Annotated in this window: 13 protein-coding genes; 4 read left to right on the top strand and 9 right to left on the bottom strand. The window is 48.9% G+C overall.

Annotated elements, in window-relative coordinates; translation table 11 throughout:
- Window positions 1-8: 8 nt before the first annotated feature.
- The 6 genes from pyk to EGM68_RS08470 form a co-directional block, all read right to left on the bottom strand.
- Window positions 9-1,439 (bottom strand): pyruvate kinase, encoded by a 1,431-nt coding sequence (gene pyk / locus EGM68_RS08495; protein ID WP_013370340.1) that lies wholly within the window; start codon window positions 1,437-1,439, stop codon window positions 9-11.
- Window positions 1,440-1,564: 125 nt separating this feature from the next.
- A complete protein-coding gene (locus EGM68_RS08490; RefSeq protein WP_044785431.1) occupies window positions 1,565-2,548 on the bottom strand; it encodes an acetyl-CoA carboxylase carboxyltransferase subunit alpha in 984 nt (327 codons plus the stop codon).
- Window positions 2,549-3,442, bottom strand: a complete 894-nt coding sequence (gene accD, locus EGM68_RS08485; protein WP_013370338.1) for an acetyl-CoA carboxylase, carboxyltransferase subunit beta — start codon at window positions 3,440-3,442, stop codon at window positions 2,549-2,551. It lies immediately after the preceding gene.
- 180 nt (window positions 3,443-3,622) lie between these two features.
- Window positions 3,623-3,811: a hypothetical protein gene (locus EGM68_RS08480; RefSeq protein ID WP_007429680.1), complete on the bottom strand. Its 189-nt coding sequence runs from the start codon at window positions 3,809-3,811 to the stop codon at window positions 3,623-3,625.
- Between the two features lie 153 nt (window positions 3,812-3,964).
- A complete protein-coding gene (locus EGM68_RS08475; RefSeq protein WP_013370337.1) occupies window positions 3,965-4,462 on the bottom strand; it encodes a phosphatidylglycerophosphatase A family protein in 498 nt (165 codons plus the stop codon).
- A 167-nt stretch (window positions 4,463-4,629) separates the two neighbouring features.
- A complete protein-coding gene (locus EGM68_RS08470; RefSeq protein WP_129548999.1) occupies window positions 4,630-8,295 on the bottom strand; it encodes a DNA polymerase III subunit alpha in 3,666 nt (1,221 codons plus the stop codon).
- 137 nt (window positions 8,296-8,432) lie between these two features.
- Here EGM68_RS08470 and EGM68_RS08465 point away from each other — a divergent pair, with 137 nt between their 5' ends.
- Complete coding sequence (locus EGM68_RS08465; RefSeq protein ID WP_013309582.1) at window positions 8,433-8,762, top strand: YtrH family sporulation protein; 330 nt, start codon at window positions 8,433-8,435, stop codon at window positions 8,760-8,762.
- A 12-nt stretch (window positions 8,763-8,774) separates the two neighbouring features.
- Window positions 8,775-9,272: a sporulation membrane protein YtrI gene (locus EGM68_RS08460; protein WP_013370335.1), complete on the top strand. Its 498-nt coding sequence runs from the start codon at window positions 8,775-8,777 to the stop codon at window positions 9,270-9,272.
- Window positions 9,273-9,315: 43 nt separating this feature from the next.
- Here EGM68_RS08460 and EGM68_RS08455 read toward each other — a convergent pair whose 3' ends face one another.
- The 3 genes from EGM68_RS08455 to EGM68_RS08445 form a co-directional block, all read right to left on the bottom strand.
- Window positions 9,316-10,650: a DRTGG domain-containing protein gene (locus tag EGM68_RS08455; RefSeq protein WP_013370334.1), complete on the bottom strand. Its 1,335-nt coding sequence runs from the start codon at window positions 10,648-10,650 to the stop codon at window positions 9,316-9,318.
- A gap of 197 nt (window positions 10,651-10,847) precedes the next feature.
- Window positions 10,848-11,132, bottom strand: coding sequence for a hypothetical protein (locus EGM68_RS08450; RefSeq protein ID WP_017425916.1), 285 nt, complete (start codon window positions 11,130-11,132; stop codon window positions 10,848-10,850).
- Window positions 11,133-11,204: 72 nt separating this feature from the next.
- Complete coding sequence (locus EGM68_RS08445; RefSeq protein ID WP_013370332.1) at window positions 11,205-11,549, bottom strand: YlbF/YmcA family competence regulator; 345 nt, start codon at window positions 11,547-11,549, stop codon at window positions 11,205-11,207.
- 162 nt (window positions 11,550-11,711) lie between these two features.
- On the opposite strand from EGM68_RS08445, the gene EGM68_RS08440 reads away from it, so the two are divergent.
- Both EGM68_RS08440 and EGM68_RS08435 read left to right on the top strand, forming a co-directional pair.
- Window positions 11,712-13,091 (top strand): YheC/YheD family endospore coat-associated protein, encoded by a 1,380-nt coding sequence (locus tag EGM68_RS08440; protein WP_014599605.1) that lies wholly within the window; start codon window positions 11,712-11,714, stop codon window positions 13,089-13,091.
- A gap of 43 nt (window positions 13,092-13,134) precedes the next feature.
- On the top strand, window positions 13,135-14,289 hold the full coding sequence (locus EGM68_RS08435) for a YheC/YheD family endospore coat-associated protein (RefSeq protein WP_013370329.1): 1,155 nt from the start codon (window positions 13,135-13,137) through the stop codon (window positions 14,287-14,289).
- Window positions 14,290-14,296: the final 7 nt, after the last annotated feature.

The raw sequence follows: 14,296 nt of genomic DNA, 5'->3' as shown, positions 1-14,296 counted from the left end.
GACTACAATTACGCTTGTGCTGGAACGCAGCTAATTTTGATCAGGTTCGTGGAACCGGAATCACCAAGAGGTACGCCCGCTGTAATCACAACCAAATCGCCCTCTTTAACGAGGCCAGATTTGCGACCACCTTCCAACGCATTGTCAAACAGACTATCTGTTGTGTCGACGATTGGTCTGCCTTGTACTGCATGTACGCCCCAGATCAGAGCCAAACGGCGAACTGTTCTTTCCTGTGTTGTCACAGCGATAATCGGAGCTTCTGGACGGTATTTAGAGATCATACGCGCCGTTGTTCCGCTTTGTGTGGACGTCAGGATTGCTTTGGCATGCAGGTCAAGAGCAGAAATAGAAACGGATTGGCTGATTGCCTCTGTAATACTAATTTCTTGCGCCGTTCTTTGTTTTTTGAACAAATCGCGGTAGTTCAGAGAAGACTCAGCTTTTTCGGCAATACGTGACATTGTCAATACGGATTCTACCGGATATTTCCCAGCAGCTGTTTCGCCGGATAGCATAATTGCATCTGTTCCGTCAAAAATAGCATTGGCTACGTCACTTGCTTCCGCACGAGTCGGACGCGGGTTACGTTGCATGGAATCCAGCATTTGTGTTGCCGTAATAACAGGCTTGCCAGCTACATTACATTTGTTAATCATCAATTTTTGCGCCAGAGGCACTTCTTCAGCAGGAATTTCCACACCGAGGTCACCACGGGCAACCATCAGACCATCCGAAGCTTCCAAAATTTCATCCAGGTTGTCAACACCTTGCTGGTTTTCTATTTTGGAAATGATTTGAATGTGGCTTGCATTGTGCTTCGCCAACAATTCACGGATTTCCAGTACATCACTTGCTTTACGAACAAAAGAAGCCGCGATGAAATCAATGTCCTGCTCAATACCAAAAATGATATCATTAGCATCTTTCTCCGTAATACCAGGCAATGAGATAGCAACGCCTGGAACGTTAACGCCCTTCTTGCTTTTGATCGTTCCGCCATTGACAATGCGGCATTTGATTTCAGTGCCTGATACTTCAATAACGGTGAGTCCGATCAGACCATCGTCGATCAGAATGGTGGAGCCGGGCTCCACGTCCGAGGGAAGATCCTTGTACGTAATGGAGATACGATCTTGCGTACCGAGAATTTCTTCCGTTGTCAGCGTAATGAACTCGTCCTGAACAAGCTCAATAGGTTCAACTTCGAGCTTTCCTGTCCGGATTTCCGGCCCCTTCGTATCGAGCAAAATAGCAACATTTTTGTTAAGCTCCTTACAAGCTTGACGGATGTTTTTAATCCGGTTGCCATGCTCCTCGAAATCACCGTGAGAGAAATTCAGGCGGGCTACGTTCATACCAGCCATAATCAGTTTCTTCACATTTTCCAATGATTCACTGGAAGGACCGATGGTACATACAATCTTAGTTTTGCGCATTTGGGTTTTTCCTCCGTTTTCAAAGGTGCTACTCTTTATATCTTTTTCCAACAATTAAATCTACTACACTTTTTCCTATTTGTATAGGAAGTTCGTCATATTTATTGTTACCCGTTTCCAGCGTATTACAACATAGGTTCAGATTCCGAAGGTTTTAAGAAAGTATATTGACCTATTTTCCGGAATTTTTGATACCTGTCTTCTCTCAATTCATCGCAGCTCATATTCGTAAGGTCTGCCAAATGGCGTTCTAATAACTCCTTGATTGCAGCAGCAGTCACTTCATAGTTACGATGTGCGCCCCCTTTCGGCTCTGGCACAATACCCTCGATAATCTCCATGCGCAGGAGGTCATTAGCGGTGATCTTCATCGCTTCAGCTGCCTGATCTGCCTTAGAAGCATCTTTCCATAGAATCGAGGCTGCGCCGTTTGGAGAAATGGCCGAATAAATAGCATGTTCCAGCATCAGCACACGGTTACCCACTGCAAACGCAAGCGCACCGCCGCTTCCCCCCTCGCCGATGACCACACAAATAACAGGCACCGAAAGCTTTGCCATCTCCCGCAAATTGCGGGCAATCGCTTCCGATTGACCTCTCTCCTCTGCTGTATTACCCGGATAAGCGCCCTTCGTATCAATAAATGTAATAATAGGACGCTTAAATTTGTCAGCCTGCTGCATCAGCCGCAAGCCTTTACGGAATCCTTCCGGATGGGCACTACCAAAAAAGCGTGCAATGTTATCTTTCGTATCCTTACCACGTTGCTGGCCAATGACGGTCACCGGAATACCATTTAGCTTGGCAATCCCGCCCACAACCGCCAGATCGTCTCCGAACAAGCGGTCGCCATGCAATTCAATAAAGTCCGTAAACACCTGCTCGATTAAATCAAGGGACGTTGGCCTTTGATGATGGCGGGCCAGATGCATTTTTTGCGATGCTGTAATGTTAGAATATATTTCTTCTTCCATCTGGAGATAACGTTCTTCCAGGCGGTTAATTTCATCTGTAAAATCAATTTGCTTATCCTGTCCGAATTGCTTAAGTTCTTCGATCTTCTGTCGCATCTCGACCAGGGGCTTTTCATAAGGCAATTCGCCAGCCATTTATTCCTCCCCTTTCACACTGTGCAGATCAAGCAATTGCCCAAGAGTATCACGCAGTTCCTTGCGATGTACAACCATATCCAATTGTCCGTGCTGCAAATTAAATTCGGAAGTTTGGAAATCATCCGGCAGCTTCTGTCTGATCGTTTGCTCAATTACAATACGACCTGCAAAACCGAACACAGCACCTGGCTCTGCAATAATAATATCTCCAAGCATAGCAAAGCTGGCGGAGACTCCACCTGTAGTCGGATCAGTGATCACAGAAATATAAAGCAATCCCTGCTCGTCCAGACGAGCGAGAGCAGCGCTTGTTTTGGCCATCTGCATCAGACTCAGAATACTTTCCTGCATACGTGCCCCACCGGATGTGGAGAAGATGATAAGCGGCAAGCGCTTGTCTATCGCCTGCTCAATGGCGCGCGTAATTTTCTCTCCTACGACTGAGCCCATACTGCCTGTAAAAAAGTCAAAGCTCATCACCGCTACGACAACAGGAAGCCCATGAATAAGGCCGTCGCCCGTAACGACAGCCTCGCGCAGGCCAGCTTTCAGGGTCTGTTGCTCCAACTTACTTGCATATCCCGGAAAGTCCAGCGGATCAACCGAAATCATATCGGCATCATATTCCGTAAACGTGTCTTCGTCGAGCACCATGCGAATGCGATCCATCGCATTCAAACGCATATGGTATCCGCACACCGGACACACTTTCAAATTTTTCTCCAACTCTTTGCTGTATTGAATACTTCCGCACTTGCCACATTTGGTCATAAGACCTTCGGGAATTTCCCGTTTGGGACGATCCGGCATGTCCGCTTGATCGCCGCTCAGCGCCCGTTCCGAAGGGATGGTCGCGTATTTACGCTTCTTTTGGAATAAATCTTTAAACACAACTACACCTCTCCAGCCGTTTATTTGTCAGCCGTAACCGATACAAGGTCCTCTGCCGTCGATGCGGCACCTTTAAGCATTATGTTCATACACACGTCAACGCCAGTTAATACAACATTACCGCCGATCGTGCATCCTTTGTTCCATTCATGCTGCTGTATCACTTCCGCCGTTCCGGACTCAAGGGCGCAAAATCGAATTCAGCACTTCCTGTATTTCTTCGACTTCACCCGAAGGCACAAGTATCTCAAACTGTTGCTTGGATGCACTGATGGCCCGGGTCTGCACCATAAAACCTTCTTCAGACAGTTTGAGCTTAATCATGTCAGCCAGTCTGGCCGTCGGTGCAATATATATCACCGTCCACATGCCTTGTTTCTACCCCCTAAGCCTCAAGTTTTGAGCCCATATAATAGACTCATGATAACATACCTTACTTTTTTCCCGCAACAAAAGCCCTCCTGATCGTTCAAGTTCCGTCGGAGGGCCTAGAAAATCATTAATTCTGTTTATTCAGGCCAATTAAACATCCAATGATGCAGGATAATGCTTGGCATGAAGGCTCCGATGGGCAATACGCGAAGAAGCGGCGGCAGCCAATCCGGCGACAAGATCATCTAAAAACACATGAATACCACTGCCTTTTTGGTTCAGCTTTTCGATAATTCCAATCTTTTCTTTATCCAGATAGCCAAAACTAGTCAAGCCGATCATGCCATACACGCTCGTAATGCCAAGAGCCATTGTCTCGTCCACTCCATACAGCGGTTCGTCTGCCTCCATAATGGCTTGAAGTGGCTGGGGAAGAAGTTTTTTTTCGGCCAGCTCATCAAGCGCAATGCCTGTCAGCAGTGTATATTGTACCTCTCGCTTTTGCAAAACCGCTTTGACACTTTCTACACATTCTTCCATAGTCAAATGAGGATAATATTTTAGCTGAAGCTGAAAAACAATGTCCGCAATGGACTCGATCTGAATGCCTCTGCGATTTAACAAGGTTTCTGCATATTCATAGGACATAATTTCCCTCCCGCTTTCACCATGCAGTTCTATTCTTCCACCGTGCGGGACTTTATGGTGCAGGATACGTGTTGAACCTCCTGTTCCGCCAGTTTTCCAAGTGTATGCGAAAGGGAAGGAAAATGTTCATTAAACCGTTACAATAAAGACGAGTTGCTGTGTGCCTGTCATTTGACTTTCACGGTGCCTTCACCCAGCATCGATTCCATTCGATCAAAAAGCTGAGGAGAAGGCTTAATGCTGTAAGCATCACTCAACGCCAGCAGACGCTGGTTGCTCTCGTAAAAAAGTACGGTAGGTACAGCACCGGGATGCTCCTGTAGCAATGCCTTGAGGCTGACCAGCAAGCTGGCGTCCTCCTCGGCCTGGCGGGTGATTTTGACAAACACCCGCTGACGGGCGGGCGATTCCGAGCCGCGCGGGGAAGGCACCTGCTCACTGTGAGCCGCTTCGCCTCTGCGTTGTGAAGAAGCCGCCACGGGACGAGCCTCCTTCTGCTGGGGCGACGCTGATGGAGCTGCTGCCGAAAGCGAGGTCGACACACGTGGCGCTCTCCCACCTCTATTGCCAGTAGCTGGCACGGATGTTCCAGCTGCTGCGGACGAACGTGCTCCGGTACGCCGGCGCTGAAGAAGCCGTGACAGCGCGTCTTCCGCCAACGGAACTGCCTCATCCGCTAGGAGCTTGAAGTGTTCGTCCTGCTGCTGCATCTTGGCGCGAAGTGCAAGCAAGGCACCTTTTTCAATCCACTGCTGGCTTCGCTTCCAAACTTCAGGAAACAGCACAACCTCACAGCGCTCAATCTGATCCTCCAGCTCAATGAAGGCCATAGCCTTTCCCTGCTTGGTCGTAATCGTCTTGAGTGACACCACCATGCCTGCGGTCACAATAACCGTTTCATCTGGCACATCGCTCAGCTCCATCAGACGATCCGCTTGGCTGCTTTCCAGCAGCGACTCAAAATCATCTAGCGGATGCCCAGACAAATACAGTCCCAGCAGTTCGCGTTCCAGCTCTAATTGCTGGCTGGTACTAAATGGGGGTACATTGGGATATTCGATATCCCAATTAGGCATTTCCACAAACCCAAACATATCAATTTGCAAATCGTCACGTTCCTTGCGCCATTTGGCTGCTGCATCCACCGTTTCATCAAGCATGGCAAGCAACTGTGCCCGATGGCCTGTCAATGAATCAAATGCTCCTGCCTGAATGAGCGATTCAATCACTCTCTTATTACACACCCTTAAATCAACACGTCGACAAAAATCGAGCAGACTGTCGAAAGGACGTTCCTTACGAACAGCAAGAATGCTTTCCATTGCTTGTGTGCCGACATTTTTAATTGCAGCCAGTCCAAAGCGGATATCACCGTGCTGTAATGGGGTAAACAGCACCCCACTCTCATTCACATCAGGCGGCAACACTGCGATATCCATACGACGACATTCGACGACATATTCAGCCACTTTTCGATGACTTCCCATTACGGCCGTCAGCATGGAAGCCATGAATTGCACTGGATAATGTGCCTTAAGATAGGCCGTCTGGAATGCTAGCACACCATAAGCAGCTGCATGGGCACGCGGAAAACCGTAGTCAGCAAAACGGACGATCATATCGTAAACCCTTCCAGCTTCCTCCTCCGTGTAGCCCTGTTTAATACTGCCATCGACAAAATGGCCACGCTCCAGATCCAGCACCTCGCGCTTTTTCTTGGACACCGCGCGGCGCAGCAGATCAGCCTCCCCCAAAGAAAAGCCAGCCATGCGCGAAGCAATCTGCATGATTTGTTCCTGGTACACAATAATACCGTACGTATCCTTTAAGATCGGTTCAAGATCAGGATGCGGATAAGAAATCTCAATCTGTCCGTGCTTAGCCTGTATAAAGTTAGGAATAAAGCCCATCGGACCCGGACGATACAAAGCCACGACAGAAATGATATCCTCAAAAACACTCGGTTTCAAATCCTTGAGCACCCGGCGTACACCGGCCGACTCCAGCTGGAACACGCCTCCTGTATCTCCTTTGCCCAGCAAGTCATAGGTATGTGGGTCATCATCGGGAACACGGCTAAAGTCAGGTGTTTCTCCATGCTGCTCCGCAATCCAGCGCATGCAACGTTCAATAATGGAGAGCGTACGCAGTCCGAGGAAATCCATTTTCAGCAAACCAATGCGCTCCAGATTTTCCATCGAGTACTGCGTTAAAGGAACCCCTTCGCTCCCCTCTTGCAGCGGAACCGCATCGGTCAGTGGAGTCCGCGAGATGACAACACCTGCCGCATGTGTCGAAGCATGACGAGGCATTCCTTCTACTTTGATCGCCATATCCAGCAGTTCACGTGTCTTGGGCTTCGTTTCATACAGAGCCTTCAACTCGGGGGTAATCTCCAGCGCATGTCGGATATTAATACCGAGCTGCGCCGGGATCAACTTGGCCGCCTTGTCCACCTCGCCATACGGCACGTTCAATACACGGCCGACGTCACGGACTGCGGCTCTTGCCGCTAATGTCCCAAAGGTAATAATTTGCGCTACATGCTCATTTCCGTACTTCTGTACTACATAGTCGATAACCTCGTCGCGGCGTTCATCGCTAAAATCAATATCTATATCCGGCATACTGATCCGTTCAGGGTTCAGAAACCGTTCAAAGAGCAGATTGTATTTCATTGGATCAACATTCGTGATATTAAGCACATAGGCAACCAAACTACCTGCGGAGGACCCCCGTCCCGGACCGGTTGCAATCTTATGCTTATGAGCAAAAGCAATAAAATCCCATACAATCAGGAAGTAATCACTAAAGCCCATGCTGTCAATCGTATTCAATTCATAGTTCAGCCGCTGGTCCAGTCTTTCCCGCTCCTCCGGCTGCTCCCACACAGGATCGCCTCCGTAGCGACGCTCCAGCCCTTGCACGCACAGACTGCGCAAATAGGACGAAGACGTCATGTCCTCCGGCAACGGGCGATATTCAGGCAAAATAGATTGGCCGAATTCCAGTTCCAGCTCGCACTTCTCAGCAATACGCACCGTATTGGCGATGGCTTCTGCTACATGTGGAAATAAACGAGCCATTTCCTCCTGACTTTTCAGATACAACTGACGTGTTGGTATCCGCAAGCGCTCCTCATCGTCAACTGTCTTCCCTGTCCCGATACAGATCAGGACGTCCTGGACATCAGCATCCGGCTCGGTTAAGTAATGCACATCATTCGTCGCCACTAGCGGAATATCCAGTTCCTTTGCCAGTGCGATCAATTGAGGATTTACGCGTTTTTGCTCCGACAGACCATGATCCTGAAGCTCCAGATAAAAATCATCGCCAAAAATGCTACGGTATCGTTCCGCTGCACGTCGTGCTTCGGTTTCTCTGCCATGCAGCAAATGCTGCGGCACTTCACCGCCCAAGCAAGCGCTCAAGCATATGATGCCTTCATGATGGGCAGCCAAAGCATCCATATCGATGCGCGGCTTATAGTGAAAACCCTCCAAATGGCCAATGGAGCACAGCTTCATTAGATTTTGATAGCCTGTTTTATTTTTGGCGAGCAAAATTAAATGATATATAGGCTGATCCTTCCGGCTGCCACGCTCCTTGCGCGATCCTGCCGTCATATAAGCCTCACACCCGATAATCGGCTTAATGCCGTTCTCTACACATGCTCTATAAAAAGGAATGGCACCGTACATGACCCCATGATCTGTAAGAGCCAGCGCCTTCATTCCGTAAGCTGATGCCTGTTTGACCAATTCCGCGGTACGAGCCGCGCCGTCCAGCAGGCTGTACTCGCTGTGAACATGCAAATGCACAAATGAACTCATGCGCTTCTCTTCCCTTCACCGCTTGATTTTCTTCAAACTATTTTATCATATCCGCGTTAGTAGCGCCCATAGAATAAAAGTACAGACCCGGGCGGACAAGCGCGGTCCTGATTCATATACCCAAGGAGGAAAAGGGCATGAGCACTTTTATATCCAAAGCGATTCTCGACTTCTTCATTGCCTTCGGCATCGTGCTCGGAGGAGCCATGCTCGGCGGAATGGGAGCTGTAGTATCGCTTCAGCCACCTACCCAGACGATGCTGGAGGTTGCAGGAAGGATTAAAATATGGGCGCTTGCCGCCGCTGTGGGGGGAACGATGGACCCGATCCGGGTCATTGAGAGCAATATGTTGGATGGTAATTTGTCACCTGCCATTAAGCAGATATTGTATTTGATTTTCGCCTTTCTAGGCGCTCATATGGGTGCAGAGCTGGTCAAGTGGGTATGCGGCAACGGACGGCCGTGAGGTGAAACGACTATGAGAGTTCCCCCCTTTGAGCGCCTGCGCCCTTTTATGCAATTATCCTCCGTTTTTGTACTCGGTATGATTACGGGAGGAATGATCTATAATGCCATCTGGCATGCGAGCTTCAATCAGCTGTGGGTGAACAACCAGGACCTTCAATTCCAGCTCCAGCAAGCCGAAGAGGACAACAAAACATTACGTAAATACAGCAAGCGCCAAACCGTCATCAAAGAAATCAAGCTGATCGCGGAGGAAGCTTCGGCTGAAAAAATTGACTCTATTAATCTAAAAGAGCTTCTTCGCCGCGTCAGTCGTGATCTGGAGGTGCTGCGCGGCAGAGATATGTTTGAGATTGACTCTGACAGCAAGCTGGTACGTATGTTGCTGCACCAAAAAAAATACACCGTTCGTGACAAGGAGTATACAATCCAGGTCAAAACGATGCTTGTAATGGAAGGTGTGCTGCAAATTTGGCTGGAGGCCAAAGAAAGACTGCCTCAAAGCCACTAATCGATCTATTTCACCCCACCTTTTGCTCCAATCCAGAGGTAGATCAACCATGTTCAATAGATTGGAGCGTCATCACTGCTTTACACACCAGATGATTTTCCCGAGAAATCGCAATTTCTAGCTTACATGTGCGGCGACTCATCTCAAGCAGCAACGGACGAAGAACGACAGCATCCTCAATCTGTACCGGTCGAATAAAATAAGTCGTCAAATTATCCAGCACATAATCCTTGCCGCTCATATCTCTAGCTGCTCGGTAGCCCGCTTGTGTCATCACGTTGACCAGTACGCCTTCCGAGATCGTCCCTAAATTGGTGGCCATCTGTGGAATGATAAAACCGCGAAAAAATAAGGATCCGTCCTCATTACGCTCCTCAGCAAAACCGTTCCAAATCAGCTGGTCGAACGTCTCGCCCAGTTGTGGCTGCTTTTGGGCGTTACGCAGTGCTTCCAGCACCTCACGCCGTGTAACGGACCCAAGCAGCTTACGGTTGCGATCCACGACCGGCAAGTAATCTACACCTTCCCATGCCATCATTTGAGCAGCAGAAGCCAGCGAGGTCTGGTAGGTGACCGTAATTGGATTACGGATCATACATTTATCCATCGTATGCTCAGGTTGAAGTCCTTCCACATCTTTACGGCTGACGATACCAATTAAGCGATTCCATTCATCCACTATGGCAAAATGATGATATCCCGTGGTCGCTGATAGCTCTTCAAATTCGGTAAGCGTGCTGTTGATTTTCAAGGTCAGCGTCTTCGGTTTGCTTGCCGCAATGTCTTCAATCAACATAATTTTCTTTTTGATCAGGCGGTCAAATATTGCTCTATTAATCATAGATGCCACCGTAAATGTATCATGGCGCGAGGAAATAATTGGCAGACTAATCTGGTCTGCAAGCTGCTTAACCTCCCGACTCGTACCGAACCCCCCTGTAATCAGCACACCTGCCCCTTGCTCTAATGCAAGCGAATGTGCATCCTCCCGGTTACCTACGATCAGCAAACTGCCTGCGTCAATATAACGAGCCATCGCTTCCTCACGCATCGCCCCGATCACATACTTGTGCAACGGCTTCTCTAGCCCCTCGCTTCCGCCCAGCACATGTCCCTCTACAATATTCACGACATCCGCAAAGGTCAGCTGCTCAGACAAGCCGCGTGGACGCTTCTCCACTCGTACTGTTCCAATCCGTTCCTTGGTAATGACAATTCCCAAATTCTCTGCTTCTTTCACGGCCCGATAAGCCGTGCCTTCGCTAACGCTCATTTCTTTAGCCAACCTGCGTACAGAAATTTTGGAGCCTATTTTCAACTGCTCGATATGACGTAATAGCTGCTCATGCTTCGTAACTGTTTCATCTAGCCCGTCCAACTCTGTTACACCCCCAACGCTCAATCTGTATCATTCTGTATCTATTATACCACAAAACCCCTTTGTTTTAGACCCTTGTTATTAGGATATCTTTCCTTTGGAAATAACAAAAAAGCGGTCCCTTGTTACAAGAGACCGCTTCGTACTAGAATGATTTGTAATTTAGGAGCAAGCTCAGAACAAACTGGCAGAAAAACTTACAGCATCTTGCCTTTGTCAGCTTTATTATCCCATTTCATCTGCCACTGCTGCATTTTGGCCCGTCGCACACGCTCCAGCGTTTTGCGTTTTTCCTCATCTACACCCAGCAAAAAATGCAGGTTCGCTCCGATGACAAGCAACGCAAAAAGTACCCATACCATCCCAAAGCCGTTGACCCAGTTCAAACCACCTGCCAGCGAGATGCGTGGTAACGCGACCAATACCATAGCCAATGCGATTAGTGTGTACAAACCGTGTTTCCATTTTTTAAAAGAACCCAATCGTATCCCTTCCTCTCCCTTTGACTCTATGTATCTAGTCTATGAGAGGACAGGAAGGAATATGAGACAAACTTACAGAGACGAACCGTACAAATGTTGAAGACTGTCTGCAATAATCTTATTTACGTCCTCAATAATCACTGCCAGGCGACGTTCAGCGTCGAACAGACGACGGATGTTAAGGTTCAAGCTGAGTACCTCGAACATTTTTTCCATCTTTTCCATCTCTTCCTGTGCTGGCATATCGCCGCTCATCATCCGCTGTTGCACTTCCATTTGGCGTTCACGGAAATCGTCGAGCATTTTCTTGGCTTCCGGATCAGTCTCAATCAGCTTCATTGCTGACGTAATTTCCTCTACCTCTTTGCTTTCCTTCAATGCTTTCGCTAAATCATGGGCTTTGTCATAGATATTCATGATTGTTCATTCCTCCATTATAAGTTTTGTGTCAACATTTCACATTGTCCGTCAATCACCAAGGTATATATGTCCTCATATGATGAATCAGTGCTATTACAGCCCATTCACGTTTCCCGTTACTTTCAAGACATCAAGTTGCTGCCCGGAAGGAGATCCACGATGTCCATCAAAAAAACAACGATTCAAATCATCGGATCGGGCATCTTGCAGGATGACGTACTCATGGTCGGCGAGTCCCTGCTTCGCAAATGGAAAATATCCGCAGGCCACCCCGTTCAGCTCGCCTTCGGTTCGTTCCGCCAAGAGGTTACCGTCATATCGGTACCCCGATACAGCGGTCTACGCGTGGGAAGCGTGCTGGCCCGAAAAATGGGGCTTCATGCCAGTCATGACAGTTGTAATCTGCGAGTAACCTACAGCCGAGGCCGCCGGACACTTCGAGTGGGCCCACTTATTAGCGTGCTGGTTAGTCGGGACTATCCCGAACAGCCCGACAAGCCTTTCGGGTCGATCACCCTGTTCTGCCGTGAACTAGTCGGGGAATGCCGCAGACAAGGAGCATATGTGTATTTCTTCACCCCGGAGCATATCGGAAGTCAGCCCGGGCGAGTTCAGGGATGGGTGTATGACGGAGGCTGGAAAAAGACGGTCATGCCTGCCGGCGATGTCGTCAATAACCGGCTTACCTCCCGTAAACTCGAGAACAGAACTAGCGTACAGCATTTCATGAAAGAAGTAAAATCGCAGTACGGCACGGCCTTTTTTAATGAAAAGTTTTTGGATAAGAACGAAGTGTTTGATGCACTCAAATCGAATTCTTCCCTGCGCAAGTATTTACCCGAGTCCCACTTGCTGCAAACCTTTGCCGTTTTCAAAAAAATGTGCAACCAGTATCCCTCTGTTTTTCTCAAACCCGTGCGCGGAAGCCTTGGTAAAGGCATTATGCGCATTAACAAGCAAACCGATGGTACCTTTTCGGTGCTATCCACGACAGCGGGCACACCCCGAAAGCAATCGTACGCTAACGTCGATAAACTGTACAAAAGCTTAGCGGGAAAAATGAAATCAACACGTTTTCAGCTGCAACAGGGTCTTACCTTGATTGATCACGATAAGCGTCCGGTCGATTTTCGCGCGCTTGTACAAAAAAATGCGTCTGGAACCTGGACCGTAACATCCATTGTCGCTCGGATCGCAGGAGGCAGCCACTTTGTATCCAATCTGGCAAGAGGCGGTACGCTCAGTACAGTCAAGGAAGCACTGGCCAAAACCACGCTGCCCGCAACTGTTAAATCGAATGGTCTTACCTCTCTCAAAACAGCAGCACTGGATATCGCAAGCGGAGTAGAAAAGGCAATTCCCGCCCATTTCGCGGAATTTGGTATTGATTTGGCGATTGACAGCACGGGGCGTATCTGGTTGCTGGAGGTCAATTCCAAACCATCAAAAAATGACAATACACCGTTGAACGATCAGAAAACCCGCCCGTCCGTAAAAAAAATGATTGAATACTGCTGTTATTCAGCCGGATTCAAATGAATCTATCTGTTCCAGAGTCCGGCTGCCAAAGGAGCTGTTGTCGGTGTCTCTTGTTATGCCAGGCATGCTGGGCGTGCTTGTTAGCCGAAAGCAGGACGCTACTCCCCCTATTACCGAAGCCGATTTCTGCCGCAGGCTAAGTTTGTTGGGCAGGCGCTCTGGTATTAGCGTAATGGCGTTTACCGCCGAAGGAGTTTCACCTGAAGATCATTCCATACGGGGTTATGTTTATCGTGCTGGAGTATGGACATTCGGCCGCTTTCCCTTGCCGGATATTGTTTATAACCGCTGTCTCCATGTCCATGAGAGCCAGAATGTCAAGCGCACACTGGGAGACATAGCGGAGCAAAAATCGTGCAAGCTCATCTACTGGTCGCGTAACTTGCCTGGCAAATGGCAGGTATATCGCGCTCTGCATACGGTAGATAAAGTGCGGCCCTTTGTACCGCCTACGGCCCCATACCGGGATACGCTCCAGCTTGTGGAGTGGCTGCAACGCCATTCGGAGCTATTTATGAAACCACAGTCCGGAACACATGGCAAGGGCACGCTGTATCTCCGGCTGGCGGAAGGAGGTCAGGGACTGTACGTACAAGGCAGGAACTCCCAAAACCGCCCGTTCCGTCGCTTGTTTTCTGAATTGGATGCAGGATTGTCATGGATCGACGGTATTGCACACAAACGCGCCTATATCGTGCAGCCTTATTTGAAATTAACAAGCCAAAGCAATCATCCCTTTGATGTTCGCGCGCTCATGCAAAAGGACGGCAACGGCTGTTGGCGCCTGACGGGCTTTGCCGTGAGAGAAGGCAGAAAAGGAACTCTGACTTCCAATCTGCACGGTGGGGGCGAAGCCCATCCGGCAGAGCCTTACCTTCGTGAACAATTTGGCGTGGACAGCACACGTCTCATCATCGGGCAGATGATGGAGCTGTCCTTGACCATTGCCGGGGCGTTGGAGGAACGCTATGGTCGCCTTGGCGAGTTGGGAATTGATTATGGTATTGACCGGAGCGGGAATATCTGGCTGTTGGAGGTTAATTCCCGCCCTGGTCGGGCTTCCTTTTTTCAGACTCGTCAGCCAGAGTGCGCTTTTCGGTCGGTCAACCGCCCGCTCGAATATGCTCGATATTTAATGACCCATTCCAAAGCGACAGGGCCAAAGGGCGCGGGCGCCTCCCTTGAACATACGGTATAGGAGGATA

Source organism: Paenibacillus sp. M-152, assembly GCF_003856555.1.
GTDB classification, from domain to species: Bacteria; Bacillota; Bacilli; order Paenibacillales; family Paenibacillaceae; genus Paenibacillus; species Paenibacillus polymyxa_C.
Note: the sequence above shows the minus strand (reverse complement) of the source record. Positions and strands in the feature narration are given on the sequence as shown.

Excerpts from the sequence above, each read along its gene's own strand:
- EGM68_RS08470 (WP_129548999.1), bottom strand. The coding sequence starts at position 8,295 with ATGAGTTCATTTGTGCATTTGCATGTTCACAGCGAGTACAGCCTGCTG.
- EGM68_RS08490 (WP_044785431.1), bottom strand. The coding sequence starts at position 2,548 with ATGGCTGGCGAATTGCCTTATGAAAAGCCCCTGGTCGAGATGCGACAG.
- EGM68_RS08440 (WP_014599605.1), top strand. The coding sequence starts at position 11,712 with ATGTCCATCAAAAAAACAACGATTCAAATCATCGGATCGGGCATCTTG.
- EGM68_RS08480 (WP_007429680.1), bottom strand. The coding sequence starts at position 3,811 with ATGTGGACGGTGATATATATTGCACCGACGGCCAGACTGGCTGACATG.
- EGM68_RS08445 (WP_013370332.1), bottom strand. The coding sequence starts at position 11,549 with ATGAATATCTATGACAAAGCCCATGATTTAGCGAAAGCATTGAAGGAA.
- pyk (WP_013370340.1), bottom strand. The coding sequence starts at position 1,439 with ATGCGCAAAACTAAGATTGTATGTACCATCGGTCCTTCCAGTGAATCA.
- EGM68_RS08460 (WP_013370335.1), top strand. The coding sequence starts at position 8,775 with ATGAGAGTTCCCCCCTTTGAGCGCCTGCGCCCTTTTATGCAATTATCC.
- EGM68_RS08475 (WP_013370337.1), bottom strand. The coding sequence starts at position 4,462 with ATGTCCTATGAATATGCAGAAACCTTGTTAAATCGCAGAGGCATTCAG.
- EGM68_RS08465 (WP_013309582.1), top strand. The coding sequence starts at position 8,433 with ATGAGCACTTTTATATCCAAAGCGATTCTCGACTTCTTCATTGCCTTC.